Genomic DNA, 24,744 nt, shown 5'->3' with positions numbered 1-24,744 from the left:
GAGGCCATGACCGCCAGCCGGCACCTCGACATGGCATCCTTGGAACCGTCGATCCGTCGACTCCAGACAACCAGATGACCCCAAGCCTCGCGCTCACCATGCGTGAGGCACCAGGTCAGCTCTCGCGCTCACTTCTCAGTGAGGCACCTCGCTCGTCGGGGTGAGACCCCGCTCACCCCGGAACGCGACGGAGGGCCCCGGCGTTCGCCGGGGCCCTCCGTCGGTCCCGTCCGGTCGTTCGTCAGAGCAACGACCGGACGGAGGGGATCACTTGACGATCTTGGTGACGCGACCCGAGCCGACGGTGCGACCACCCTCACGGATGGCGAAGCCGAGGCCCTCCTCCATGGCGATCGGCTGGATCAGCTCGACCGTCATCTCGGTGTTGTCGCCCGGCATGACCATCTCGGTGCCCTCGGGCAGCGTGATGACACCGGTGACGTCGGTGGTCCGGAAGTAGAACTGCGGACGGTAGTTCGAGTAGAACGGGTTGTGCCGTCCACCCTCGTCCTTGGACAGGATGTAGACGTTCGCCTCGAAGTTGGTGTGCGGGGTGATCGAACCCGGCTTCACCACGACCTGGCCACGCTCGACGTCGTCACGCTTGAGGCCACGCAGCAGCAGACCGCAGTTCTCGCCGGCCCACGCCTCGTCGAGCTGCTTGTGGAACATCTCGATGCCGGTGACCGTGGTCTTCTGGACCGGACGGATTCCGACGATCTCCACCTCGGAGTTCAGGGCGAGGGTGCCGCGCTCGGCGCGACCGGTCACCACGGTGCCGCGACCGGTGATGGTGAAGACGTCCTCGATCGGCATCAGGAACGGCTTGTCCTTGTCGCGGACCGGGTCCGGGATGTAGGTGTCCACGGCCTCCATCAGGTCCTCGACGGACTTGACCCACTCCGGGTCGCCCTCGAGCGCCTTCAGACCCGAGGTGCGGATGACGGGTGCGTTGTCGCCGTCGAACTCCTGGGAGGTGAGCAGCTCGCGCACCTCCATCTCGACCAGGTCGAGCAGTTCTTCGTCGTCGACCATGTCGGACTTGTTCAACGCCACCAGCAGCGCCGGCACGCCGACCTGGCGGGCCAGGAGCACGTGCTCGCGGGTCTGCGCCATCGGGCCGTCGGTCGCCGCGACCACGAGGATCGCACCGTCCATCTGGGCCGCACCGGTGATCATGTTCTTGATGTAGTCGGCGTGACCCGGGGCGTCCACGTGTGCGTAGTGCCGCTTGTCGGTCTGGTACTCCACGTGGGAGATGTTGATGGTGATGCCGCGCTGCTTCTCTTCGGGAGCAGAGTCGATGGACGAGAAGTCACGCTGCTCGTTCAGGTCCGGGTACTTGTCGGCAAGCACCTTCGAGATGGCAGCGGTCAACGTGGTCTTACCGTGGTCGACGTGACCGATGGTACCGATGTTGACGTGCGGCTTAGTCCGCTCGAACTTTGCCTTCGCCACGGGGTTCCTCCTAGAACGTTAGTGGTGTAGAGAAGTCGCTTCCAGCTGGCGCAGGCGCCGCTACTGAAACCCGACCAAGTCTACTGGGGGTTTGATGATGGGGGAAATCGTTGTCCGCGGGCGGATTACTCGCCGCGGGTCTTCTGGATGATCTCGTCGGCCACGCCCTTCGGGACCTCCGAGTAGCGCTCGAACTGCATCGAGTACACCGCCCGGCCCTGGGTGCGGGAGCGCAGGTCACCGATGTAGCCGAACATCTCGGACAGCGGCACGTTGGCACGCACCACCTTCACGCCGCTGGCGTCCTCCATCGACTGGATCTGGCCGCGCCGCGAGTTCAGGTCGCCGATGACGTCGCCCATGTACTCCTCCGGCGTGCGCACCTCGACCGCCATCAGCGGTTCGAGCAGCACCGGATTGGCGCGCTTGGCGCCTTCCTTGAACACCATGGAGCCGGCGATCTTGAACGCCATCTCCGAGGAGTCCACGTCGTGGTAGGCGCCGTCGAGCAAGGTCGCCTTCACGCCCACCAACGGGTAACCCGCCAGCACACCGAACTGCATGGCGTCCTGGATGCCCGCGTCCACCGAGGGGATGTACTCCCGCGGGATGCGACCGCCGGTGACCTTGTTCTCGAACTCGTAGAACGTGCCCTCGGAGGTGTCCAGCGGCGCGAAGCTGACCTGCACCTTCGCGAACTGGCCGGAGCCGCCGGTCTGCTTCTTGTGCGTGTAGTCCACCTTCTCGACCGCGCGCTTGATGGTCTCGCGGTAGGCGACCTGAGGCTTGCCGACGTTGGCCTCGACCTTGAACTCGCGGCGCATGCGGTCCACCAGGATGTCCAGGTGGAGTTCGCCCATGCCGCCGATCTCGGTCTGGCCGGTCTCCTCGTTGAGGGAGACGGTGAACGTCGGGTCCTCGGCCGAGAGCTTCTGGATGGCCGTGGACAACTTCTCCTGGTCACCCTTGGTCTTCGGCTCGATCGCGACGAAGATCACCGGCTCCGGGAACGACATCGACTCGAGCACGATCGGCTGCGCCGGGTCGCACAAGGTGTCACCCGTCGTGGTGTCCTTCAGGCCGATCACCGCGTAGATGTGCCCGGCGTAGACCTCGTCGACCGGGTTCTCCTTGTTGGCGTGCATCTGGAACAGCTTCCCGATGCGTTCCTTCTTGCCCTTCGTCGAGTTGAGCACCTGGGAGCCGGCGGCCACCTTGCCCGAGTACACCCGGACGAAGGTCAGCTGGCCGAAGAACGGGTGCGAGGCGACCTTGAACGCGAGGGCCGAGAACGGCTCATCGCGGGAGGGCTTGCGGGAGAGTTCGATCTCCTCGTTCTTCGGGTCGTGGCCGATCATCGGCGGCACGTCGATCGGGGACGGCAGGTAGTCGATCACCGCGTCCAGCATGGGCTGCACGCCACGGTTCTTGAACGCCGAGCCGCACAGCACCGGGTAGACCTTCGAGTTCACGGTCAGGGTCCGGATGCCGGCCTTGAGTTCCTCGACGGTGATCTCCTCACCCTCGAGATACTTCTCCATCAACTCGTCCGAGGCCTCGGCGACCGTCTCGACCAGGTCCGCGCGGTACTGCTCGGCCCGCTCGCGCAGGTCGGCCGGGATCTCCTGGGTCTCGTAGTGCGCTCCCATGGTCACGTCGCCCTTGGCGTCGCCCGGCCAGACGAAGGCCTTCATGGACAGCAGGTCGACGACGCCGACGAAGTCGTTCTCGGCGCCGATGGGCAGCTGCATGACCAGCGGCTTCGCGCCCAGTCGGTTGACGATGGTGTCGACGGTGAAGTAGAAGTCCGCGCCGAGCTTGTCCATCTTGTTGACGAAGCAGATGCGCGGAACGTCGTACTTGTCCGCCTGGCGCCACACGGTCTCCGACTGGGGCTCCACGCCTTCCTTGCCGTCGAACACCGCGACGGCGCCGTCGAGCACGCGCAGGGACCGCTCCACCTCGACGGTGAAATCCACGTGGCCGGGCGTGTCGATGATGTTGATCTGGTTGTTGTCCCAGAAGCAGGTCACCGCGGCGGAGGTGATGGTGATGCCGCGTTCCTTCTCCTGCTCCATCCAGTCGGTCGTCGAGGCGCCGTCGTGGGTCTCGCCGATCTTGTGGTTCACACCCGTGTAGAACAGGATGCGCTCCGTGGTGGTGGTCTTACCGGCATCGATGTGCGCCATGATGCCGATGTTGCGAACCTTGGTGAGGTCGGTGAGCACGTCCTGTGCTGCCACGTGATTGCCTTTCGTTGCGGCTTGACTTCAGGTTCGCCGGGTCCGGACCGGACCCGGCGAGATGCCGGTGCCTACCAGCGGTAGTGCGCGAAGGCCTTGTTGGACTCGGCCATCTTGTGGGTGTCCTCGCGGCGCTTGACCGCGGCACCGAGGCCGTTCGAGGCGTCGAGGATCTCGTTCTGCAGACGCTCGGTCATCGTCTTCTCCCGGCGCGCCTTGGCGTAGCCCACGAGCCAGCGCAGGGCCAGGGCGGTCGCGCGGCCGGCCTTGACCTCGACCGGCACCTGGTAGGTCGCCCCACCGACGCGGCGGGACTTGACCTCGAGGGTCGGCCGGACGTTGTCCATGGCCTTCTTCAGCGTGGCGACGGGGTCCTGGCCGGACTTCGTCTGCGCGCCGCCGAGGGCGCCGTAGACGATGCGCTCGGCGGTGGACTTCTTGCCGTCGACCAGCACCTTGTTGATCAGCTGGGTGACCAGCGGCGAGCTGTAGATCGGGTCGTTGACGAGCGGCCGCTTCGGGGCCGGGCCCTTGCGAGGCATTACTTCTTCTCCTTCTTCGCGCCGTACCGGCTGCGGGCCTGCTGACGGTTCTTCACACCCTGGGTGTCCAGGGCACCACGGACAATCTTGTAGCGCACGCCCGGGAGGTCCTTGACCCGGCCGCCGCGCACCAGCACGATGGAGTGCTCCTGCAGGTTGTGCCCCACGCCCGGGATGTACGCGGTGACCTCGACGCCGCCGTTGAGCTTGACGCGAGCCACCTTCCGCAGCGCCGAGTTCGGCTTCTTCGGGGTGGTGGTGTACACCCGGGTGCACACGCCGCGCTTCATCGGGTTGCCCTTCAGGGCGGGCGCCTTGGTCTTGGCGACCTTGGGTGAGCGGCCCTTGCGGACCAGCTGCTGGATCGTAGGCACTACATGTTCTCCGTTTAATCTCGGGATCAGGACCGGTGGATCACTTCTGTCTGCCTGACGTCCATGCATCTCGACGGGGAAGCGCGGGGCTTCGGACCCGGGTCGTGGTGGGAATGGTGCAGACACCGACTGTCAAGAGTACTCCCGCGGCGCAGGCCGAGTCAAAGCTTGCGGGCAGGGGAGAACGATGGCATTCGTACACAAGACGCGTGTAACCGGAACGAATCCACTGCCACTTGACAACGAGTTCGAGTCTAGCAGACCGATCCCGGCTCAGTCCCGCCCGGTGTTCTGCCCGGTGCCCCTCTGCAGCCGGGCCATCAGTTCCGTGCGCGAGTGCACCTGGGCCTTGCGGTAGATCCTGGTCAGGTTGCCCTCCACCGTCTTCTCGCTCAGGTGCAGGCGCTGCGCCACGGTGGCCGTCGTGGCGCCGGTGAGCACCTGTTGGGCGATCTGCCGTTCCCGGACGGTCAGCCCGAACCGGTCCCGCGGGTCCGCGGTGCCCGCGGCGTCGGCGGCGCGGTCCCGCAGGGCGGCCGCGAGTTCCCGCCAGCGGGGGGACTGCAGCAGTTCGAACGTGTCGGCGGCCAGGGCCGCGTGCCGGCGTACCGTCTCGGCGATCGCCGGGGACCGCAGGCCGCCCGCGGCCGCGCGGGTCGCGACGAGCAGGGTGAGGAGGGCCTGCAGCCAGGCGTTGCCCTCCCCCGGTCCGTGGTCCAGTACGGCGGCGGCCACGTCGTTCACCTCGTCCGGGGCGCAGGCGATCACCGTGCAGCGGGCCCGCAGCACGGCAGCCAGCGGGTACGGGTCAGCCTCCCCCAGGGCGGTGCGCACCGCGCGGGCCAGACGCTGGGCGGACAACACCCGGCCGGCGCGGAGCTGGGCCTCGGCGAGGTCGGTGGCCACGCTCAGCGGCAGGGGGCCGGACAGGCCGAGCCCGCGCACCGCGCGGTGCAGGGGGTCGAGGATCTTGACCGCGTCGGCGGCCCGGCCCCGGCTGACCAGGTCGGCGGCCCGGAGCTGGCCGAGCAGGACGCGCATCAGCGCGGGCGACTCCGGGGGGAGGGAGTCGACGGCGACGTCGTACGGGGTGCCGCTGTACACCATCGCCCGTGCCGCCACCGTGGCGGCGAGGGCGAGGCTGAGCCGACCGGAGTAGACGGGCGAAATCCGGACCGCCTCGCCGGCACGGCGCAGACCGCCCGCCAGGTCTCCGCTCTCCACGCTGATCCAGGCCTCACCGGCGGTCAGCCAGGGCAACGCCGCGAGGCCTCCGGTCCGCTCGGCGGTCCCCCGGGCGTGCGCCAGGGCGCTGCGCGCACCCGCGAGGTCGTGCACGAACAGGAGCAGCAGGGCCGCGGCCAGGCTGTACTGGACGTCCTCGTGGGCGGCCACGGAGCGGCGCACCCGGTCCAGATCGTCGGCGGTCAACTCGCCGGTCAGGTAGCCCAGCATCCCGCGCGCCACCGGCACCAGGGCCGCCACCGGGTGCGTGGCGAGAGCGGGAGTCAGCGCGCCGAGTCGGGACATCGCCCCCGGTGCCTCGTCGACGCGCAGCTCGACCATCATCAGCTGCGCCCGCACCGCGGCGTGCAGGGGTGCCAGGGTGTCCGGCACGGGACCGGGGCGGGGCGGCTCCTGACCGTCCCACGAATGGATCAGCGCCCGGTAGAGCGCGATCTCCTCGCGCAGGGCGACGGTGTCCGCCTCCCGCATCGCCTCCTCCAGCAGATCGCCGACCCGGGTGGACACATGGGTCGCGTTGACGGCCGCACGCAGCAGCAGTCCGGCGCGGGTCCGGCGATCGGTGCTCAACTCGGCCGCCTGCTCGAACGAGCGGCTCGCTCGGGCCCGGTCCTGGCGGCGGACGCATTCCTCGGCGTGCTCCGCCAGCGCCGCGCTGATCTCGTCGTCGGGCCCGGCGGAGGCGGCGACCCGTTGCCACAGGGCGGCGTCCGGCCAGCCCTGTGCGGTCAGCGCGCGGGCCAGGGCCGCGTGTGCGTGTCGCAACTCGTCCGCCCCGACCATGGCGAGCACGGCCTGACGGATCAACGGGTGGCGGACGTCGACGGCCTGGCCGCTGGTCCGCGCCACATCGCGGGCCACCAGGGAGTCGACGGTGGCGCGGGCGAGACCGGTGTCCGCCCCGATCGGATCCACGGGGGCGTCGTCCTCGCCGGTCAACGCTCCGGCGAGCATCTCCAGGGTGAGCCGCTGCTCGCAGGCGATCAGCACCGCCGCGCGGCGCTCGACCGCGGACAGTGCGGTGAGTTGGTGCGAGTAGGCCCGGACCAGCCGGGCGCTGGCGGCGCTGGGCACGCGGGCGTGGTCGCTGAGCACGAAGTCGGTGATCTCCGGGGACCGCGCCGATTCGAGGATGGCGAGCGGGTTACCGGCCGTCGCGCGCACCAGTTCGGTGAGGATGTCGTGGCCCAGGGTGAGTCCGTGTTGCGCGAGCATGGCGCGCGCGTCGTCGACCGCCAGTCCCTCGACCCGGATCCGCTCGTACTCGGTGTCGAGGCGGACATGGTCCGGGACGGCAGCGAAGGCGGCGACCTGGTCGTTCTGCAGCTGGGTGCTGAGGAAACCGAGGACGGCGACGCTGCCGTCGTCCAGGTGCTGGGCGTCGTCGAGCAGCAGGAGCAGGGGCCGGTCGCGGGCGGCGATCCGCATCAGATCCGCGACCCCGGTCGCGAGGGCGATCTCCCCCGTCACGGGGGGACCCAGGGCGAGGGCGCCCTCCACCACGGCGCGGCGCGGCGCGCTCAGTCGGTCCAGGTACCCGGTCAGCGGCTCGAGCAGCACCGACAGGGCGGCCAGCGGCACACCGGAGAACCGCGGCGAGCCGCGCACCCACAGGACGCGGAAGTCCGGGCAGATGGCGCCGATCTGCTCCAGCAGAGCGGTCTTGCCCACCCCGGGCGCGCCGGACAGCACAGCGGCGCCGGCCCGGGATCGCCGGGCGTCCTCGACCAGCCGCCGCAGTCGCGCCAGCTCCCGGGTCCGTCCCACCAGGGTGACGGCCGGGCCGCGCAGTTCGGCGCCGCGCAGTTCCGGGTCCGTCATGATTCCATTGTGGCACCGGTCACGGCGCGGCCGGCTCCGCGCCGCGACCGGCGGTGCGCAGATCGGCGGAGATGGCGGCGGCGGCGCCGAGCAGTCCTTCCAGCAGGGGGCCACCCGGGGTCGGGGCCGGCGTGCGCAACGCGGACATGGAGACGTTGACGGCCGCCACCACGTCACCGGACGCCCCGCGAACCGGTGCGGCGACGGACCGCAGGCCCATCTCCAGTTCCTGGTCGACGACGGCGTAGCCCTGGCGGCGAACCCGGTCGATCTCGCGCAGCAGGGCGGCCCGGTCGGTGAGGGTGCGCGCGGTCAAGGCGGTCGGGTTCAGCTGGTCGAGGATCTCCGGCAGCGCGGTCGGCGGCTGGGCGGCGAGCAGGACACGGCCCATCGACGTCGCGTACGCCGGGAAGCGGGTACCCACGCTGATCCCGACCATCATCAGCCGGCGGGTGGCGACGCGCGCGACGTAGACGATCTCCGCGCCGTCGAGCACGGAGGCGGACGTCGACTCCCCCAGCTGTGCGGACAGCGCCTCCAGGTGCGGCTGGGCGATGTCGGTCAGTCCCATGGACGAGAGATAGGCGTGACCGAGCCGGAGTATCTGGGGCGTCAACCGGAACAGCCGCCCGTCGGTGCGGACGTAGCCGAGCCCGACCAGGGTGAGCAGGAACCGGCGGGCTGTGGCCCGGGTCAGGCCGGTACGGCGGGCGACGTCGGAGAGGGAGAGTTCGTGGTGCTGCGCGTCGAAGGCACGGATCACCTCGAGCCCGCGGGCCAGCGACTGGACGAACTGGTCTCCGGGCGGCATCGGCGGGACGTCGTCCCGGTCGGCGCTCATCACCGGGCCGTCCCGTCGAGCAGATCGAGACCGACCATCCGCTGCACGTCCGCGAAGCTCGCACCGAAGGTCTGCCGGACCCGCACTCCGGCACCGGTGATCAGGAACACCGCGTACTCGGTGTAGACCCGGCTGACGCAGCCCACCCCGGTGAGCGGATAGGTGCAGGTCCGGACCAGTTTGCTCGCGCCATCCCGGGTGAGCAGGTTCATCATGACGAACACGTCGCGGGCGCCGGGCGCCAGGTCCATGGCGCCGCCGACGGCCGGGATGGCGTCCGGGGCCCCGGTGTGCCAGTTGGCCAGGTCCCCGGTCACGGAGACCTGGAAGGCGCCGAGGACGCACACGTCGAGGTGCCCGCCGCGCATCATGGCGAAGGAGTCGGCGTGGTGGAAGTAGGAGGCGCCCGGCAGTTCGGTGACCGGGATCTTGCCGGCGTTGATCAGGTCGGGGTCGACGTCGTCGCCCGTGGCGGCCGGGCCCATCCCGAGCATCCCGTTCTCGGTGTGCAGGAACACTCCCGAGTCGTGGCCGAGATGATCGGCGACCCTGGTCGGCTGTCCGATGCCGAGGTTGACGTACGCGCCGTGCGGGATGTCGGCCGCGACGATCGCGGCCATCCGGTCCCGGGTCAGCGGCTCGCCGCTCGTGCCCGCCTCGCTGTCGATACCGTTCCGGGTCATCACTGCCCCTCCCCTGTGCTGGGCGCCTCCGTGCCGGCGGCCACGGCGTGGCCGACACGGACCACCCGGTCGACGTAGATGCCCGGGGTCACGATCACCTCGGGGTCGAGCTGCCCGATCTCGACCAGGTCGCTGACCTGTACGACGGACGTCGTCGCGGCGGCGGCCATGATCGGTCCGAAGTTCCGGGCGGTCTTCCGGTACACCAGGTTGCCCCGCTGGTCCGCGGTGAGGGCCTTGACCAGGGCGATGTCCCCGGCGATCGGGTACTCGAGCACCTGCAGCCGACCGTTGATCTCCCGGGTCTCCTTGCCCTCGGCCAGCGGGGTACCCGCGCCGGTCGGGGTGAAGAACGCGCCGATGCCAGCGCCGGCGGCGCGGATCCGCTCGGCGAGGTTGCCCTGCGGGACCAGCTCCAGCTCGATCTTCCCCGCCCGGTACAGGCCGTCGAAGATCTGCGAGTCGGACTGCCGCGGGAAGGAACAGATGATCTTGCGCACCTGCCCGGCGGCGAGCAACGCGGCCAGGCCCTGCTCGCCGTTGCCGGCGTTGTTGTTCACCACGGTCAGGTCCTTCACCCCGGTGCGGCGGACGGCGTCGATCAACTCCATGGGCTGGCCGGCCGTGCCGAAGCCGCCGATCAGCACGGTGTCGCCGTCCTTGATCGGGGCGACGGCCTCGTCCGGGTCGGCTGCGATGGTCAGCACGTCGTGGGCTCCTGTTCTCGGTTCTCGGTCCCGGCCATGCTCATGCGGTGACGTTCTCGAGGACGACGGCGAGTCCCTGGCCGACGCCGATGCAGATGGCGGCGACACCGTAGCGCTGCCCGGTCTCCTCCAGCCGGGCGACCAGGGTGCCGAGGATGCGGCCCCCTGACGCGCCGAGCGGGTGGCCGATGGCGATGGCGCCGCCGCGGGCGTTGACGATGTCCTCGTCGATCCCCCACGCCTGCACACAGGCGAGCGACTGGACGGCGAAGGCCTCGTTGAGTTCGACCGCGCCGATCTGTGACCAGTCGAGTCCGGCGCGGGCGAGTGCCCGGTCGGCGGCCTCGACCGGGGCGAAGCCGAAGTCGCGGGGGTCCAGGGCGTGCGCAGCGCGACCGATGATCCGGGCACGGGGCCGGGCCCCGATCCGCTCGCCGGCGGCCTCGCTGCCGAGCAGCACCGCGGACGCGCCGTCGTTCAGCGGGGAGGCGTTGCCGGCGGTGATGGTGCCGTCGGGACGGAACACGGTACGCAGACCGCCGAGCTGCTCCAGGGTGCTGCCGGCCCGGATCGACTCGTCGCGGGCGAGATCGGTGCCGGGCACCCGCACGGTCAGGGCCTCGTAGAAGCCTTGGGACCACGCGGCGTCGGCGAGCTGGTGGGACCGGTGGGCGAACTCGTCCTGTCGCGCGCGGCTGATGTCGTGCTTCTCGCACAACTGTTCGTTGGCCTCCCCGAGGGAGACCGTCCACTCCGGCGGCATGTTCGGGTTGACCAGGCGCCAGCCGAGGGTGGTCGAGGCCAGGCCGAGGTCACCGGCCGGGTAGGGCTTCTCGGTCTTGGGCAGCACCCAGGGGGCGCGGCTCATCGACTCGACGCCGCCGGTCAGGACCAGGTCGGCGTCACCGGTCTCGATCTGCCGGGAGCCGATCATCGCCGCGTCCAGGCTGGAGCCGCACAGCCGGTTGACCGTGGTGCCGGGCACGGAGACGGGCAGACCCGCGAGCAGCACCGCCATCCGGGCCACGTTCCGGTTCTCCTCGCCGGCGCCGTTGGCGTTACCGAGGATCACCTCCTCGACCATCGCGCCGTCCAGCCCCGGGGTGCGGTCGAGCAGGGCGCCGACGACGACGGCGGCGAGATCGTCCGGCCGGACCGGGGCCAGCGCGCCGGCGAAGCGGCCGAACGGCGTGCGCACGGCGTCGTAGACGTAGGCCTGGGACATGGGGCTCCGTTCTGCCGAACCGGAATCGTTCGTGATACGAACGGATGTGCGTTATATGAACACCCTAGGGGGAGGGCCGCTGCCGGTCAAGGTCGGCGCGGTCGAGGTCGGCGCGGTCGAGGTCGGCGCGGTCGAGGTCGGCGCGGTCGAGGTCGGCGAAGACCCGCTGGGCCGTGGCGAACGCCGAGTTGGCGGACGGCACACTGCAGTAGACGGCGCTCTGCAGCAGCACCTCCTTGATCTCGTCGCGGGTCAGCCCGTTGGTCAGGGCCGCCCGGACGTGCATCGCGAGTTCCTCCGTGTGGCCGCCCGCGATCATGGCCGTGAGGGTGATCATCGATCGGCTGCGTCGGTCCAGGCCCGGGCGGGTCCAGATGGTGCCCCACGCGAACCGGGTGATCATGTCCTGGAAGTCGGCGGTGAAGTCGTCGACCCGTGCGTTCGCGCGGTCCACGTGCGCGTCGCCGAGCACCTCGCGACGCACCGCCATGCCGGCGTCGTAGACCTGCCGTTGGGTCGTCTCGGCGGCTGCCGGGTCGGGTTCAGTCATCGTCGTCTCCTGTCGCGTTCTGGGCGGCTCCGGCGACGCCGGGGTTGCCGGACGGGACCGCCGGGGTGAGGAAGAGGTCCCGCAGCAGCGCCGCGGTGGCGCCGGGATCCTCCGCGGGAGCCAGGTGGGCGACGCCGGGAAGCTCGACGGCGCGGCCGTCCCGGACGCGCTCGGCGACCTCCCGGGCCAGACCGATGGGAGCCACCTGGTCGGCCGCGCCGGCCACGGCGAGCACCGGCGTGGTGATCTCCCCGAGCCGGTCCCGCACGTCGAACGCCGCCAGCGCCTCGCACACCCGCGCGTAGCTGAACCGGTCGGCGTGCTGCAGCGAGCTGAGCAGAGCGGTCGCGGTGGGCGCCTCCCGGGCCAGGAAACCGGGCCCGAACCAGCGCTGCGCCGAACCGGTGACCATGACCGGCGTCCCGGCGGCCCGCACCGTCGCGGCCCGCTCGCGCCAGGCAGTGGGGTCGCCGATCCTCGCGCCGGAGCAGAGGATGGCGGCCGCGTGGAAGCGGTGGGGCGCGTCCAGCAGCAGCTGCAGCCCGGCCGCCCCACCGACGGAGACCCCGGCGTAGCCCACCGGTCCGTGGCTGTCGGCGCCGGGCAGCGTCCGGTCCACCAGGTCCAGGACCGCCGCAGCCAGGTCGGCCATGCTGAGCGGCTCGACGTGCGGGGCGGAGGTGCCGTGCCCGGGCAGGTCCCAGGCGATCAGATCGAGGTCGTCGGCCAGCCGGTCGGCGGTGCGCTGCCACAACGGCTGGGCGGCGGTGCCGAGGGAGGGACCGAGCAGCACGAGGGGGCGGGTGCGGCCCGCCTCGGCGGGTCGGCGGAAATCGACGGCGGTCAGCCGCGGAACGGTCACGGGTGCTCCTCTCCGGGGGTGCGGCTCCCGGGCGTGGTGGGGGGGTCGGCGGCGGTGCGGCGCTGTGCTGCCGCAGCGCTGTCCGCGACGATGCCGTCGACGAGGTCGCCCGCGGAGCCCAGGTAGCGGGTGGAGTCGAGCAGGTGGTCCAGGGCGGGGTCGGTCAGGGCCTCCGGGGGGATCGCGGCACGCAGGTCAGCGCGCAGCCGCGCGGTCGCTGCCCGCCGTGCGGGGGCGGACGCAGGTACGGGGCCGGACGCGGGTGCGGGGGCGGACGCAGGTAAGGGGCCGGACGCGGGTGCGGGGGCGGACGCAGGTGCGGGGCCGGACGCTGCCTCCCTGCCGGCCTCGGCGATCATCGCCGTGATCCGGTCCTTTCCCCGGGTCACGTCGGCGTCGTCGGCCAGCAGGGGGGCGGCGACGGCGGTGATCCGCTCGCTGAGCACCCCGGGCGAGGCGCCCTCGAGCGTGGCCAGCATCCGGTCCGCGTGCACGATCAACCCGCCGGTCAGCTCGGCCGCGGACGCCGCTGCGGCCGGGACCAGTCGCAGCAGGGCGGCCAGCGCGGGCCACTCGCTGTGCCAGGCGCCGTCGGGGCGTTCGTCGTCGGCCAGTGCCGCCGCCAGGTGCAGCTGCGCGATCAGCTGCGGGACGGTCAGGGCGGTGCGGCGGATCAGCACGGAGAGCACGGGGTTGCGTTTCTGTGGCATCGCGGAGGAGCCGCCGCGGCCGGGGGCGGTCGGTTCGGAGAGTTCGGCGATCTCGGGTCGGCTGAGCAGGACGACGTCGGTGGCGAGTTTGCCCAGCGCGTCCGAGAGCAGGGCGAATCCCTCGGCCGCCTGGACGAGGGGCAGCCGGGCGGTGTGCCACGGGGCCGCGGGGCGCAGCCCGAGCCGAGCGGCGAATCGCCCGGCCAGTTCGAGCGGGGTGACGCCGGTGCCGACGACGAGGGTGCCGACCGCGGCCAGGGTGCCACTGGCGCCCCCGCACTGCACGGGCAGCCGGCCGGTCCGCTCGTGCAGCACACTGATCGCGGTGTCGACGCCCTGCAGCCAGGTCGCGGTCTTCAGCCCGAACGTGTACGGCACGGCGTGCTGGGTGAGGGTACGGCCGACCATCGCGGTGTCGCGGTGCTCGACGGCGAGGTCGCGCAGATGCGCGGCCACCGCCTCCGCGTCGGCGAGCGTGTTGCCGGCGGCGCGCCGGATCAGGAGCACCAAGGCCGTGTCGATGACGTCCTGGCTGGTCAGGCCCCGGTGTACCCAACGGACCGCGCTCGGGTCGGCGGCGCTGACGGCATGGCGGAGCTGGCCCAGCAGCGGGATCAGGGCGTTGGCCCCCAGCTCCGCGTCCCGGGCGAGCGCGGTCAGGTCGAGGTTCCCGACGGTGGCAGCGGCGGCGACCGTGTCGGCCGCGTAGGCGGGAGCGAGTCCGAGGTCGGCCTGGGCGCGAACCCAGGCCGCCTCGACGTCGAGCATCGCCTGGGCGAACGCGGCGTCTCCGGCTGCGTCGGCGGTCACCGCCGTGCCGGGGGCGAAGAGCAGCGACTCACTCACCGGTCGATGCCCGGGAAGGCGAGGAACACCGTTTCGCCATCACCCTGCAGCCGGATGTCGAAGCGCAGCCCGCCGTCGGGCTCCCGCTCGGCGATCAGGGTCGGGCGCCGGTCCGCTGGTATCGAGGCCAGCAGCGGGTCCGACTCGAGGGCGACGCTGTTCTCGGGCAGGTAGATCCGGGTGAAGAGCCGGTTGAGCAGGCCGCGGGCGAACAGGGTGACGGCGATGAACGGCGCGGCACCCTCCTCGGTGGGGCCGGGGTTGACCGTGGTGAACGTGTAGTCGCCGGCGTTGTCGACGGCGGCCCGGCCGAAACCGGTGAAGGTCCAGCCGTCACGCCGCAGCGAACCGGGCGCCCGGGGTACGGTTCCGTCCTCGTCGGCCTGCCAGATCTCCAGCAACGCGTCGGGGATCGGGTCGCCGGCTCCGTCGTACACGGTGCCGTGCAGCCGGACAGCGCGCGGGTGGTGCGGGCCCGCCAGCTGGTCGCCGCGCTCGTACGGCAGGGCGTAGCCGTAGAACGGGCCGATGGTCTGCCCGGGCGTGGGAACCAGCCGCCCGGTGGTCATGGCGCTCGTCGCCGCGGTCGCCGCCGGCGTCGTCATCTCCTGCGGAGCGTCGTTCATGCCTGCTCGTCCTCCTCCGTCCAGGTGCGGTTGCTCCCGGAGAGCACGATGTCCCACCGGTAGCCGGTGCACCACTCATGCTCGGTGATGCCGTGGTCGTAGGTGGCCACCAGCCGCTGTCGGGCCCGCGGGTCGACGATGGACTGGTAGATGGGATCGAGGTCGAACAGGGGGTCTCCGGGGAAGTACATCTGGGTGATCATCCGCTGGGTGAAGTCCGTGCCGAACAGGGAGAAGTGGATGTGGGCGGGACGCCAGGCGTTGTGGTGGTTCTTCCACGGGTACGGTCCGGGTTTGACGGTGGTGAACCGGTAGGTGCCGTCGCCGTCGGTCAGGCACCGGCCCACCCCGGTGAAGTTGGGGTCGATGGGCGCCGGGTGCTGGTCACGCTTGTGGATGTAGCGGCCGGCCGAATTGGCCTGCCAGATCTCCACGAGCTGGTGGCGCACCGGACGCCCGTCGCCGTCGACGACGCGGCCCGTGACGATCATCCGCTCCCCGACCGGGTCGCCGTGGTGCTGGATGGTCAGGTCCGCCTCCAAGGGGTGCACGTCCTGGTGCCCGAAGGCCGGCGCCCAGAGCTCGATGGTCTCCGGGTCCGCATGGTGCAGGTCCTTGGTCGGGTGCCGCAGGATCGAGCTGCGGTAGGGCGGGAAGTCGATGCGGGGCTGGGTCTCTTCCGTATCGCCGCGGCGGTACTCCTCCCCCAGGGTCGTGATCTCCCCGCTGACGGCGTCCTGCGTGTCGGCAGCGTCGTCGGAGGAGAGCAGGGTGACGTGGTCGAACGTCTCGGGATCAGCTGAGGCCATGGGTCCTCCGGTCGGATCGGGACGGGAGCCCAGGAGGGGCGCCCGCCGTGGCGGGGATGGAACGGGTCAGGTGGCCGCTGCCGGAGCGCGGGAGAGCGCGAACTGGGCGGCCATGCGGACCGGGGCGTCGGCCGCGCCGAAGCCGCGGTAGTCACCGCGCCGTTCGAGCACCTCCAGATACAGCTCGCCGATCGTCTCCGTGTAGAAGTGCAGGAACTCCCCGTGTTCGTCCCGGTCGTAGCACACGTTCAGCTCCCGCAGCTGCGCCACGGTCTTCTCGTCGAGCCCGAACCGGGCCTGCAGGTCGTCGTAGTAGTTCTGCGGGATGGGCAGCAGGACGATCCCGGCGGCGCACGCGGCGCGCGCGGCCAGCACGATGTCGTCGCAGGCCAGGGCGATGTGCTCGGGACGGCTCGCACTCGGTGCGTCGCCGCCGACGCGCGGATTGACGTTGAGCACCACCCGGACGGACGCGTCGTCGCTGGACATCACCTGCGACTGGACCAGGCCGGTGGGGCCGGCGACGTCGAGCGTGGGCCAGCGGGTCAGGCCCAACGCGCTCGGGTAGAACAGCCGCGCCTCGTCGATGTGCTGCCAGGGCTGGACGAGGTTGACGTGGTCGATGCGGCGGATGCCGAGGCCCGGGTGCTCGCCCTCGGACCGCCCGTCGTGGTGGAACTCGGCCGCCCACGCGGGTGCGGTGCCCGACTGGCAGAAGAAGATCTCCGTCCCGTCCGGCGCGCGCACCGCCGTCAGCGCCTCCTCGTCGACGCGCTGGGTGCGCGGCACGGCCTCGGCGAGCAGCCGGTGGGCGCGGTCGGCCGCGTCGATCGGGCGACGGACGTCGACACCGAGCGCGGAGATCAGCGGATCCGCGCTGGCGGCGTCCTGCGCGTTGATCACGATCCTCGCGTCGCCCTGCTGCCAGAGCGTCACGGGTTTGCTCTGGTGTGTGCCGACGTAGCCGAAGCCGAGTTGGCGCAGGACGCGTTCGAGGTGGTCGTTTCCGGAGGTCTTGACCTCGGCGAATCCGAGCGCGGTGGGCGGGGTGACGGCGGGCAGCGCGGTCAGACCCACCCGGTCGGGCCGGACGTCGCCGGCGCCCGGTGTCCGGGTGGCCGCGGCGCGGTGTCCGGCCGTGGTGTCGGCGAGGGCGATCAGCGAGCGCAGACCGGCGACGGCGGTCCGCCGCGTCTCACTCTGGCGGAACACGTCGTTGAAGATCTCCAGCGAGACCGGACCGGCGTAGCCGGAGGCGACGACGGCGTCGAACAGGGCGACGACGGGCAGGTCGCCCTCGCCCGGGAACACCCGGTGGTGCCGGCTCCAGGACAGCACGTCCATGCCGAGCGCCGGCGCGTCGGCGAGCTGGAGGAAGAAGATCCTCTCCGGGTCGAAACCGGCGATGGCGGCCGGGTCGTGCCCGCGGGAGAGGATGTGGAAGCTGTCCAGGCAGGTGCCGACCGCGGGGTGGCCAGCGAGCTCGACGATCCGGTGGGCCCGCCGGTAGTCGTTCACGTAGCGGCCCCAGGCGAGCGCCTCGTAGGCGAGCCGGATGCCGTGACCGGTGGCCGCGTCGCCGAGCGCGCTGAGCTGCTCGGCGGCGAGGTCGTCGTCGTCGATGGTGGCCGTGGCGACGTTGGAGCAGACCAGCAGCAGCCGGGCGCCGAGACGCTCCATCAGGGCGAACTTGTGCCCGGCTCTCCGCAGCGTGTCGGCGAACCGGTCGTCGGTGACGAGGTCGGCGTCGCGGAAGGGCTGGTAGAGGTCGATGGACAGGCCGAGGTCGGCGCACCGGGCGGCGACGTCCTCGGGCCGGGAGGGCGAGGCGATCAGGTCGTTCTCGAAGATCTCGACCCCGTCGAAGCCGGCGGCGGCGCAGGCATCCAGCTTGTCCTCGAGGGTCCCGCTCAGGCACACGGTGGCGATGGCGGTGCGCATCAGCCAACGACCCGCTCGGCGTCGACGAGGGACGCGAACACCTCGTGCATCCGCGCAGCGTCGGCGGTCCGCCCGGTGAAGACGGCGAAGGCGTCGACCGCCTGCCCGACGGCCATCCCGGCCCCGCTGAGGGTGCGGCACCCACGCTCGGCGGCGGTGGTCAGCAGCGCGGTCGCCAGCGGCCGGTAGACGATGTCGCTGACCCAGAGCCGGTCGTTCAGCAGCTCGACGTCCAGGGGCAGGCCGGGGTGGGCGGCCATCCCGACCGGCGTGCAGTTGACCAGCCCGTCCGCACCGGCGAGCAGCCCGGGCAACTCGTCCGCAGTGCCCGCGGCCACCGTCCGATCGGGGAACAGTCGCTCCAGTCCGGCCGCCCGGGTCTCCGCCCGCGCTCGGTCCACGTCGACCACCGTCAGCTGCTGCGCGCCGAGCGTCAGCAGCGCGTAGGCGACCGCCGAGCCCGCTCCCCCCGCACCGAGCTGGACGACGCGGTCGACGGCGGCGCCCGGCAGGCCGTCCTCGAAACCGCGACGGAACCCGGAATGGTCGGTGTTGTGGCCGACGGTGTGGCCGTCGTCGTCGATGGTGATCGTGTTGACCGCCTCGAGCCGCGCCGCGTCCCGATCCACCTCGTCCAGGTGCGTCAGGACGAGCTGCTTGCAGGGGTGGGTGACGTTCAGCCCGTTGAAGCCGAGCGCGTGGGCCCAGCGCAGGACGGTGCCGATCTCGCCGGCGGGGATGCCCAGGACGGCGAGGTCGATCGGCCGGTACAGCAGCGTGAGCCCGTGGTGGCGGGCCTCCGCCTCGTGCAGGGGCGGGGTGAGTGAGGGGGTGACGCCGTCACCGACCAGTCCCAGCAGGGGGGACGTCGCGCGTGTGCTCACCGTGCCTCCAGAGCGCCGGAACGGGGTGACACCGGCAACAGTAGCAGTGTTCGTATCTCGGCCGCATGTTCGTACAGCGAACGACAGACCGTGCGCGGTGGCGCGGATCACCGGTGCGGCCACCCGGTGTAGGCCTCGGCGAGCCACGTCGAACCAGCCCGCGAGGTGACGACGGAGGTGAGTTCCCCGAGCTGCCGCTTCCGGTCGAAGGCGTTCGCCTCGGGGCTTTCGTGCAGCATCGACGTCATCCAATAGGAGAAGTGCTGGGCTTTCCACACCCGGGTCAGCGCGGTGTCGCTGTAGGCGTCGATGCCCGTCGTGGACCCCGTCGCGAAGTACCCGGCAAGAGCGGCGTGGAGGACGGCGACGTCGGCCAGGGCGAGGTTGAGCCCCTTGGCGCCCGTGGGCGGCACGGTGTGTCCGGCATCGCCCGCGAGCAGCAGGCGGCCGTGCCGCAGCGGCTCGCAGACGAAGCTGCGGAACGGCAGCACGGTCTTCTCGAAGACGGGACCGCGCCTCAACTCGAACCCGTTGCCCTCGACGCGGCGGCCCAGCTCGGCCCAGATCTGCTCCTCGGACCACTGCGCCGGGTCGGTGTCCTTCTCGCACTGGAAGTACATCCGCTGCACCGTCTCGGTGCGCTGGCTGATCAGCGCGAAGCCGTGCGGGGAGTTGGCGTAGATCAGCTCCGGGGCGCTCGGCGGCGCCTCGCAGAGGATGCCGAACCAGGCGAACGGGTACTCGCGGAAGTAGGAGCGGCGGGCGGTCTCGGGCACCTCGCGGCGGCAGATGCTGCGGGAGCCGTCGGTGCCGGCGAGATACTCGCACTCGACCCGCCAGTCGACGCCCTCCGCGTCGGTGAACTCGATGGCCGGGGCGTCGACCACGTCCACCACCCGGCTGTCGGTGACGCCGTACCGGACGTCCCCGCCGTCGCGTTCACGCGCCGCGGCCAGGTCCATGAACACGTCGGTCTGCGGGTAGAGCCAGACGGACTCGCCGACCAGCGCCCGGAAGTCGATGCGGTGGCCCTCCCCGTTGAAGCGGAGCTCGATCCCCTCGTGTTCGTACCCCTCGCGCAGCACCCGGTCGCTGACGTCGTTGTCCAGCAGCATCCGCACGCTGCCGTGTTCCAGGATGCCGGCGCGGATGGTGGTCTCGATCGCGGGCCGGGTACGGGCCTCGACCACGACGGAATCCACGCCGGACCGGGCCAGCAGGTGCGAGAGCATCAGCCCGGCGGGGCCCGCCCCCACGATCCCGACCTGCGTTGCGACCACGCGCCGTTGCGCCACTGCCGCCTCCTTCGACGTCACCACCTCCGGGACCCGGCCCGGTGCGCCCGCGGGCTGTGGGCGCCCTCACAGTCTCAGCCGGTGCCGCGGCCGGCGTCCCCCGTGTTCTCATTGAATGAGAGGCCGAGTTCGGTGGCGCGGCGGGCGATGCCGCGGGCGGACGTCTGCAGGACCGGCACGGTGGTGCCGACGCGTTCCTGCCCGGCGGGGACGACGACGCCGAGCGCGGCGACCGCCTGCCCGTCGGCGCCGAGCACCGGCACGGCGACGCCCGAGGTGGTGTCGACCACGTGGCTGTCCAGCAGGGCGTAGCCCTCGCGCCGCACGTGGGCGAGCTGCCGGCGCAGCTCCGCCACGCTCATCCGCGCCCAGGGCGCGTCCGGGTCATAGCCGTGGCGCAGGTAGTGCTCGGTCCGCGCCCGGTCACCGAAGGCGAGCAGGGCCAGACCGGACGAGGAGATCGCGGCGGGCAGCCGGCCGGCGACGCGGGCGGCGTTGGCGATGGACCCGTGCCACGAGAGCCGCTCGACGAAGAGCACGTCGCCGCCGTCCTGCAGGATGGTCAACTGGGTGTGCTGCCGGACGACGGACTGCACGTCCTCGAGGAACGGCAGGGCGGCCTGCCGGAGGGTGGTCACGGAGGAGCCGCGGCTGGCCAGCTCCCACAGCCGGATCCCGAGCCGGACCCGGCCGGCGCCGTCCTTCTCGAGCATCCGCTGGTCGGTCAGCGCCCGCACGATCCGGTGCGTGGTCGCCGGCGGGATGCCGGCCCGGGCGGCGAGAGCGGCCACACTCAACGCCGGCCGCTCGGAGGAGAAGGCCCCGAGAATCCGGATGATCCGTTCGATCATCGACTCCCCCGAGGGCGAATTGGCCATAGGCCATCCTCCCACCGACACCACCCGCCCCGCCGCGCCCCGGCCCCAGGCGTGAGTTCGCCGGTTCGTCCCGAACCACGGGGAGACGACACGCGAACTCGCCACGAACCGGCGAGCTCACCGTTCAAGCGTCCGCGCGCTCGCCCGTCCCCGGCCCAGCCTCCAGATCAACTCGACGTGCCCGCCGCACCCCACCCAGCCAGAAAGGAGGAACACGGCAAACGACGAAGACCCCGCTCCAACCGGAACGGGGTCTTCGTGTCACCAGCTGATCAGCCGGCCATGCTCACCACACTCAGCGGAAGTCGCTGCCCATGTCGTAGTCGTCGAGGGAGATCGCGTGGAACTCCGGCGACACGGCGCCGTCCAGGCCCGCGTAGTCGAAGTCGCCGAAGGCGCTCGGGCCGGTGTACAGGTTGGCCTTCGCCTCCTCCGTCGGCTCCACGGAGACGTCGTTGTACACCGGCAGCCCGGTCCCGGCCGGGATCAGCTTGCCGATGATGACGTTCTCCTTCAGACCGAGCAGCGGGTCGCTCCGCCCCTCCATCGCCGCCTGGGTCAGCACCCGGGTGGTCTCCTGGAAGGAGGCGGCGGACAGCCACGACTCGGTCGCCAGCGACGCCTTGGTGATACCCATCAACTCCGGGCGGCCCTGTGCCGGGGCCAGACCCTCGGCGACGGCCTTCCGGCTGGCCTGCTCGTACCGGCTCCGCTCGGCGAGCTCACCGGGCAGAAGGTCCGTGTCGCCGGACTCGATGACCGTGACCCGGCGCAGCATCTGCCGGACGATGACCTCCACATGCTTGTCGTGGATGCCGACACCCTGGCTGCGGTACACGCCCTGGACCTCGTCGACGAGGAACTTCTGCGCCTCGCGGGGGCCCATGATGCGCAGCACCTGCTTCGGGTCGACGGCACCCGAGACCAACTGCTGACCGACCTCGACGTGGTCGCCGTCGGCAACCAGCAGACGCGCCCGGCGCAGCACCGGGTAGGCGATCTCCTCGCTGCCGTCGTCCGGGGTGACGACGATGCGCAGCGACCGCTCGGTCTCCTCCAGCGTGACCCGGCCTGCACTGTCGGAGATCGGGGCAACACCCTTCGGGGTGCGCGCCTCGAACAGCTCCTGGATGCGGGGCAGACCCTGCGTGATGTCCTCCGCGGACGCGACACCACCGGTGTGGAAGGTCCGCATGGTCAGCTGGGTGCCGGGCTCGCCGATCGACTGGGCGGCGATGATCCCGACCGCCTCGCCGATGTCGACGACCTTGCCGGTGGCCAGCGAACGGCCGTAGCACCGGGCGCAGGTGCCGACAGCCGACTCGCAGGTGAGCACGGAGCGGACCTTGACCTCGGTGACCCCCGCCTCGAACAGCGCCGCGATCAGCACGTCCCCGACGTCGGAGCCGGCCTCGGCCAGCACCGTGCCGTCCGCGCTGGTCACGTCGGTGGCCAGGGTGCGGGCGTAGACGCTGTTCTCGACCTGCTCGTGCATGGTCAGCTCGCCGTTGGCGTCGGCCGTGGCGATCGGCAGCACCAGGCCCCGGTCCGTGCCGCAGTCCTGCTCGCGGACGATGACGTCCTGCGAGACGTCGACCAGGCGACGGGTCAGGTATCCCGAGTTCGCCGTCCTCAGCGCGGTGTCCGCGAGGCCCTTCCGGGCGCCGTGGGTGGCGATGAAGTACTCGAGCACGGACAGGCCCTCCCGGTAGGAGGACTTGATCGGCCGCGGGATGATCTCACCCTTCGGGTTGGCCACCAGACCACGGATACCGGCGATCTGCCGGACCTGCATCCAGTTGCCGCGGGCACCGGAGGAGACCATGCGGTTGATCGTGTTCGACGCGGTGAGGTTCTTCCGCATCACGTCGGCGATCTCGTTGGTCGCCCGGTTCCACAGGTCGATCAGTTCCTGGCGACGCTCGTCGTCGTCGACCAGACCCTTCTCGTACTGCGCCTGGATCTTCGCGGCCTGCGCCTCGTAGCCCTCCATGATGGCGGGCTTCTCCGGCGGCGCGGCGACATCGGAGATCGCCACGGTCACCCCGGACCTGGTGGCCCAGTAGAAGCCGGCGTCCTTGAGGTTGTCCAGGGTCTGCGCGACGACCACCTTCGGGTAGCGCTCCGCGAGGTCGTTGACGATGGTCGACAGCCGACCCTTGTCCGCCACGGCCTCGACCCACGGGTAGTCCGCGGGCAGGGTCTGGTTGAACAGGACCTGGCCGAGCGAGGTCTTCACCATCGCCGGCTGACCCGGCTCCCAGCCCTCCGGGGCCTCCCAGTCGGCGCCCGGCACGAAGTCGTCCAGCCGGATGGTGACCTGGGAGTTCAGGTGCAGTTGGCCGGCGTCGTGCGCCATGATCGCCTCGGCGGGGGTGGAGAACACGCGGCCCTCACCGGTGGAGCCGACCCGCTTGGTGGTCAGGTGGTGCAGACCGATGATCATGTCCTGCGAGGGCAGGGTCACCGGGCGACCGTCGGACGGCTTGAGGATGTTGTTCGAGGACAGCATCAGGATCCGCGCCTCGGCCTGCGACTCGGGGCTCAGCGGCAGGTGCACCGCCATCTGGTCCCCGTCGAAGTCGGCGTTGAACGCGCCGCACACCAGCGGGTGCAGCTGGATGGCCTTGCCCTCGACCAACTGCGGTTCGAACGCCTGGATCCCGAGGCGGTGCAGGGTGGGTGCGCGGTTGAGCAGCACCGGATGTTCGGTGATGATCTCCTCGAGGACGTCCCACACCTGCGGCCGGTAGCGCTCCACCATCCGCTTGGCGCTCTTGATGTTCTGCGCGTGGTTCAGGTCCACCAGGCGCTTCATCACGAACGGCTTGAACAGCTCCAACGCCATCTGCTTGGGCAGACCGCACTGGTGCAGCTTCAGCTGCGGGCCGACGACGATGACCGAACGGCCCGAGTAGTCCACGCGCTTGCCGAGCAGGTTCTGCCGGAAGCGGCCCTGTTTGCCCTTGAGCATGTCGGAGAGCGACTTCAGCGGCCGGTTGCCCGGGCCGGTGACCGGACGGCCACGGCGGCCGTTGTCGAACAGCGAGTCGACGGCCTCCTGCAGCATCCGCTTCTCGTTGTTGACGATGATCTCCGGGGCACCCAGATCGAGCAGGCGCTTGAGCCGGTTGTTCCGGTTGATCACCCGGCGGTACAGGTCGTTCAGATCGGACGTGGCGAACCGGCCGCCGTCCAGCTGAACCATCGGGCGCAGCTCCGGCGGGATCACCGGGACCGCGTCCAGCACCATGCCCAGCGGGGAGTTCGTCGTGGTCAGGAACGCGTTGACCACCTTGAGCCGCTTCAGGGCACGCGTCTTGCGCTGCCCCTTGCCGTTCTTGATGGTGTCGCGCAGGGCCTCGGCCTCGCCCTCCATGTCGAAGTCGAGCAGGCGCTGCTTGATCGCCTCGGCGCCCATCGAGCCCTCGAAGTAGAGGCCGAACTTGTCGACCATCTGCCGGTACAGCGACTCGTCGCCCTCGAGATCGGAGACCTTGAGGTTCTTGAACCGGTCCCAGACCTGCTCGAGCCGGTCGATGTCGGCGTCGGCACGCTTGCGCACGCTGGCCATCTGCCGGTCCGCGGAGTCGCGGGCCTTCTTCTTGTCGGCGGCCTTCGCCCCCTCGCCCTCGAGCCGTTCCAGCTCGCCCTCGAGGTCACGGGCGATCGCGGCGATGTCGGAGTCGCGGGTGTCGACGAGCTGCTTCTTCTCCAGGTCGTGCTCGGCCTGCAGGTTCGGCAGGTCGGCGTGCCGACCCTCCTCGTCGACGCTGGTGATCATGTAGGCGGCGAAGTAGATGACCTTCTCCAGGTCCTTCGGCGCCAGGTCCAGCAGGTACCCCAGGCGCGACGGGACGCCCTTGAAGTACCAGATGTGGGTGACCGGGGCGGCCAGCTCGATGTGGCCCATCCGCTCACGCCGCACCTTCGCCCGGGTCACCTCGACGCCGCAGCGTTCACAGATGATGCCCTTGAAGCGGACGCGCTTGTACTTGCCGCAGTAGCACTCCCAGTCCCGGGAGGGGCCGAAGATCTTCTCGCAGAAGAGGCCGTCCTTCTCGGGCTTGAGGGTGCGGTAGTTGATGGTCTCGGGCTTCTTGACCTCACCGTAGGACCACGCGCGGATTTCTTCCGCGGTGGCGAGGCCGATACGCATGTGCCCGAAGGAGGTTTCGCTGGACATCTGGTCCTTGTCTCTCTT

General features: G+C 70.9%; 19 protein-coding genes. All 19 read right to left on the bottom strand.

The features are described 5' to 3' along the window. Positions 1-267: 267 nt before the first annotated feature. The 19 genes from tuf to BKD30_RS08605 all read right to left on the bottom strand — a co-directional run bounded on the left by tuf (position 268) and on the right by BKD30_RS08605 (position 24,726). Complete coding sequence (tuf, locus tag BKD30_RS08695; RefSeq protein ID WP_076704021.1) at positions 268-1,458, bottom strand: elongation factor Tu; 1,191 nt, start codon at positions 1,456-1,458, stop codon at positions 268-270. A 125-nt stretch (positions 1,459-1,583) separates the two neighbouring features. Beyond that, positions 1,584-3,701 (bottom strand): elongation factor G, encoded by a 2,118-nt coding sequence (gene fusA, locus BKD30_RS08690; protein WP_076704019.1) that lies wholly within the window; start codon positions 3,699-3,701, stop codon positions 1,584-1,586. 71 nt (positions 3,702-3,772) lie between these two features. Beyond that, positions 3,773-4,243, bottom strand: coding sequence for a 30S ribosomal protein S7 (gene rpsG, locus BKD30_RS08685; protein ID WP_076693827.1), 471 nt, complete (start codon positions 4,241-4,243; stop codon positions 3,773-3,775). Beyond that, the gene (gene rpsL, locus BKD30_RS08680) at positions 4,243-4,617 is read right to left on the bottom strand and encodes a 30S ribosomal protein S12 (protein WP_076704018.1); all 375 of its coding nucleotides are present in this window, start codon (positions 4,615-4,617) and stop codon (positions 4,243-4,245) included. The genes rpsG and rpsL overlap by 1 nt, the downstream gene beginning before the upstream one ends. 273 nt (positions 4,618-4,890) lie before the next feature. Continuing rightward, positions 4,891-7,683 (bottom strand): LuxR family transcriptional regulator, encoded by a 2,793-nt coding sequence (locus BKD30_RS08675; protein ID WP_076704016.1) that lies wholly within the window; start codon positions 7,681-7,683, stop codon positions 4,891-4,893. 19 nt (positions 7,684-7,702) lie between these two features. After that, on the bottom strand, positions 7,703-8,524 hold the full coding sequence (locus BKD30_RS08670; protein WP_076704032.1) for an IclR family transcriptional regulator domain-containing protein: 822 nt from the start codon (positions 8,522-8,524) through the stop codon (positions 7,703-7,705). After that, the gene (locus tag BKD30_RS08665) at positions 8,524-9,207 is read right to left on the bottom strand and encodes a 3-oxoacid CoA-transferase subunit B (RefSeq protein WP_076704015.1); all 684 of its coding nucleotides are present in this window, start codon (positions 9,205-9,207) and stop codon (positions 8,524-8,526) included. The genes BKD30_RS08670 and BKD30_RS08665 overlap by 1 nt, the downstream gene beginning before the upstream one ends. Beyond that, positions 9,207-9,914: a 3-oxoacid CoA-transferase subunit A gene (locus BKD30_RS08660; protein ID WP_076704013.1), complete on the bottom strand. Its 708-nt coding sequence runs from the start codon at positions 9,912-9,914 to the stop codon at positions 9,207-9,209. Before BKD30_RS08660 ends, BKD30_RS08665 begins: the two co-directional genes overlap by 1 nt. 40 nt (positions 9,915-9,954) lie before the next feature. After that, positions 9,955-11,139 carry a thiolase family protein gene (locus BKD30_RS08655; protein ID WP_076704012.1) on the bottom strand — a complete coding sequence of 395 codons (1,185 nt, stop codon included), beginning with the start codon at positions 11,137-11,139 and terminating at the stop codon, positions 9,955-9,957. A gap of 64 nt (positions 11,140-11,203) precedes the next feature. Further along, a complete protein-coding gene (pcaC, locus tag BKD30_RS08650; RefSeq protein ID WP_076704010.1) occupies positions 11,204-11,689 on the bottom strand; it encodes a 4-carboxymuconolactone decarboxylase in 486 nt (161 codons plus the stop codon). Further along, the gene (locus BKD30_RS08645; RefSeq protein WP_076704009.1) at positions 11,682-12,551 is read right to left on the bottom strand and encodes an alpha/beta fold hydrolase; all 870 of its coding nucleotides are present in this window, start codon (positions 12,549-12,551) and stop codon (positions 11,682-11,684) included. The genes pcaC and BKD30_RS08645 overlap by 8 nt, the downstream gene beginning before the upstream one ends. After that, positions 12,548-14,107 carry a lyase family protein gene (locus tag BKD30_RS08640; protein WP_076704007.1) on the bottom strand — a complete coding sequence of 520 codons (1,560 nt, stop codon included), beginning with the start codon at positions 14,105-14,107 and terminating at the stop codon, positions 12,548-12,550. The genes BKD30_RS08645 and BKD30_RS08640 overlap by 4 nt, the downstream gene beginning before the upstream one ends. After that, a complete protein-coding gene (gene pcaG, locus BKD30_RS08635) occupies positions 14,104-14,676 on the bottom strand; it encodes a protocatechuate 3,4-dioxygenase subunit alpha (protein WP_076704030.1) in 573 nt (190 codons plus the stop codon). The genes BKD30_RS08640 and pcaG overlap by 4 nt, the downstream gene beginning before the upstream one ends. 53 nt (positions 14,677-14,729) lie before the next feature. Beyond that, entirely contained in the window at positions 14,730-15,542 is an 813-nt protein-coding gene (gene pcaH / locus BKD30_RS08630; RefSeq protein WP_076704006.1) for a protocatechuate 3,4-dioxygenase subunit beta, read from the bottom strand. 66 nt (positions 15,543-15,608) lie between these two features. After that, positions 15,609-17,483, bottom strand: coding sequence for a sugar phosphate isomerase/epimerase and 4-hydroxyphenylpyruvate domain-containing protein (locus tag BKD30_RS08625; RefSeq protein WP_076704004.1), 1,875 nt, complete (start codon positions 17,481-17,483; stop codon positions 15,609-15,611). Continuing rightward, the gene (locus BKD30_RS08620; RefSeq protein WP_076704003.1) at positions 17,483-18,367 is read right to left on the bottom strand and encodes a shikimate dehydrogenase; all 885 of its coding nucleotides are present in this window, start codon (positions 18,365-18,367) and stop codon (positions 17,483-17,485) included. The genes BKD30_RS08625 and BKD30_RS08620 overlap by 1 nt, the downstream gene beginning before the upstream one ends. 107 nt (positions 18,368-18,474) lie before the next feature. After that, a complete protein-coding gene (locus tag BKD30_RS08615; RefSeq protein ID WP_076704001.1) occupies positions 18,475-19,662 on the bottom strand; it encodes a 4-hydroxybenzoate 3-monooxygenase in 1,188 nt (395 codons plus the stop codon). A gap of 74 nt (positions 19,663-19,736) precedes the next feature. Then, on the bottom strand, positions 19,737-20,540 hold the full coding sequence (locus BKD30_RS08610; protein WP_076704000.1) for an IclR family transcriptional regulator: 804 nt from the start codon (positions 20,538-20,540) through the stop codon (positions 19,737-19,739). A gap of 295 nt (positions 20,541-20,835) precedes the next feature. Then, positions 20,836-24,726 (bottom strand): DNA-directed RNA polymerase subunit beta', encoded by a 3,891-nt coding sequence (locus tag BKD30_RS08605; RefSeq protein WP_076703998.1) that lies wholly within the window; start codon positions 24,724-24,726, stop codon positions 20,836-20,838. Positions 24,727-24,744 lie beyond the last annotated feature (18 nt).

It is taken from the genome of Tersicoccus phoenicis, from assembly GCF_001968835.1.
Taxonomy (GTDB): Bacteria; Actinomycetota; Actinomycetes; order Actinomycetales; family Micrococcaceae; genus Tersicoccus; species Tersicoccus phoenicis.
This window is presented reverse-complemented; position numbering and strand designations above follow the sequence as displayed.

What these genes read in the sequence shown, in the direction of transcription:
- BKD30_RS08625 (WP_076704004.1), bottom strand. Translation starts at nt 17,483, where the DNA reads ATGCGCACCGCCATCGCCACCGTGTGCCTGAGCGGGACCCTCGAGGAC.
- BKD30_RS08675 (WP_076704016.1), bottom strand. Translation starts at nt 7,683, where the DNA reads ATGACGGACCCGGAACTGCGCGGCGCCGAACTGCGCGGCCCGGCCGTC.
- BKD30_RS08610 (WP_076704000.1), bottom strand. Translation starts at nt 20,540, where the DNA reads ATGGCCAATTCGCCCTCGGGGGAGTCGATGATCGAACGGATCATCCGG.
- pcaC (WP_076704010.1), bottom strand. Translation starts at nt 11,689, where the DNA reads ATGACTGAACCCGACCCGGCAGCCGCCGAGACGACCCAACGGCAGGTC.
- BKD30_RS08670 (WP_076704032.1), bottom strand. Translation starts at nt 8,524, where the DNA reads ATGAGCGCCGACCGGGACGACGTCCCGCCGATGCCGCCCGGAGACCAG.
- BKD30_RS08665 (WP_076704015.1), bottom strand. Translation starts at nt 9,207, where the DNA reads ATGACCCGGAACGGTATCGACAGCGAGGCGGGCACGAGCGGCGAGCCG.
- BKD30_RS08605 (WP_076703998.1), bottom strand. Translation starts at nt 24,726, where the DNA reads ATGTCCAGCGAAACCTCCTTCGGGCACATGCGTATCGGCCTCGCCACC.
- BKD30_RS08655 (WP_076704012.1), bottom strand. Translation starts at nt 11,139, where the DNA reads ATGTCCCAGGCCTACGTCTACGACGCCGTGCGCACGCCGTTCGGCCGC.
- pcaG (WP_076704030.1), bottom strand. Translation starts at nt 14,676, where the DNA reads ATGACCACCGGGCGGCTGGTTCCCACGCCCGGGCAGACCATCGGCCCG.
- rpsG (WP_076693827.1), bottom strand. Translation starts at nt 4,243, where the DNA reads ATGCCTCGCAAGGGCCCGGCCCCGAAGCGGCCGCTCGTCAACGACCCG.
- pcaH (WP_076704006.1), bottom strand. Translation starts at nt 15,542, where the DNA reads ATGGCCTCAGCTGATCCCGAGACGTTCGACCACGTCACCCTGCTCTCC.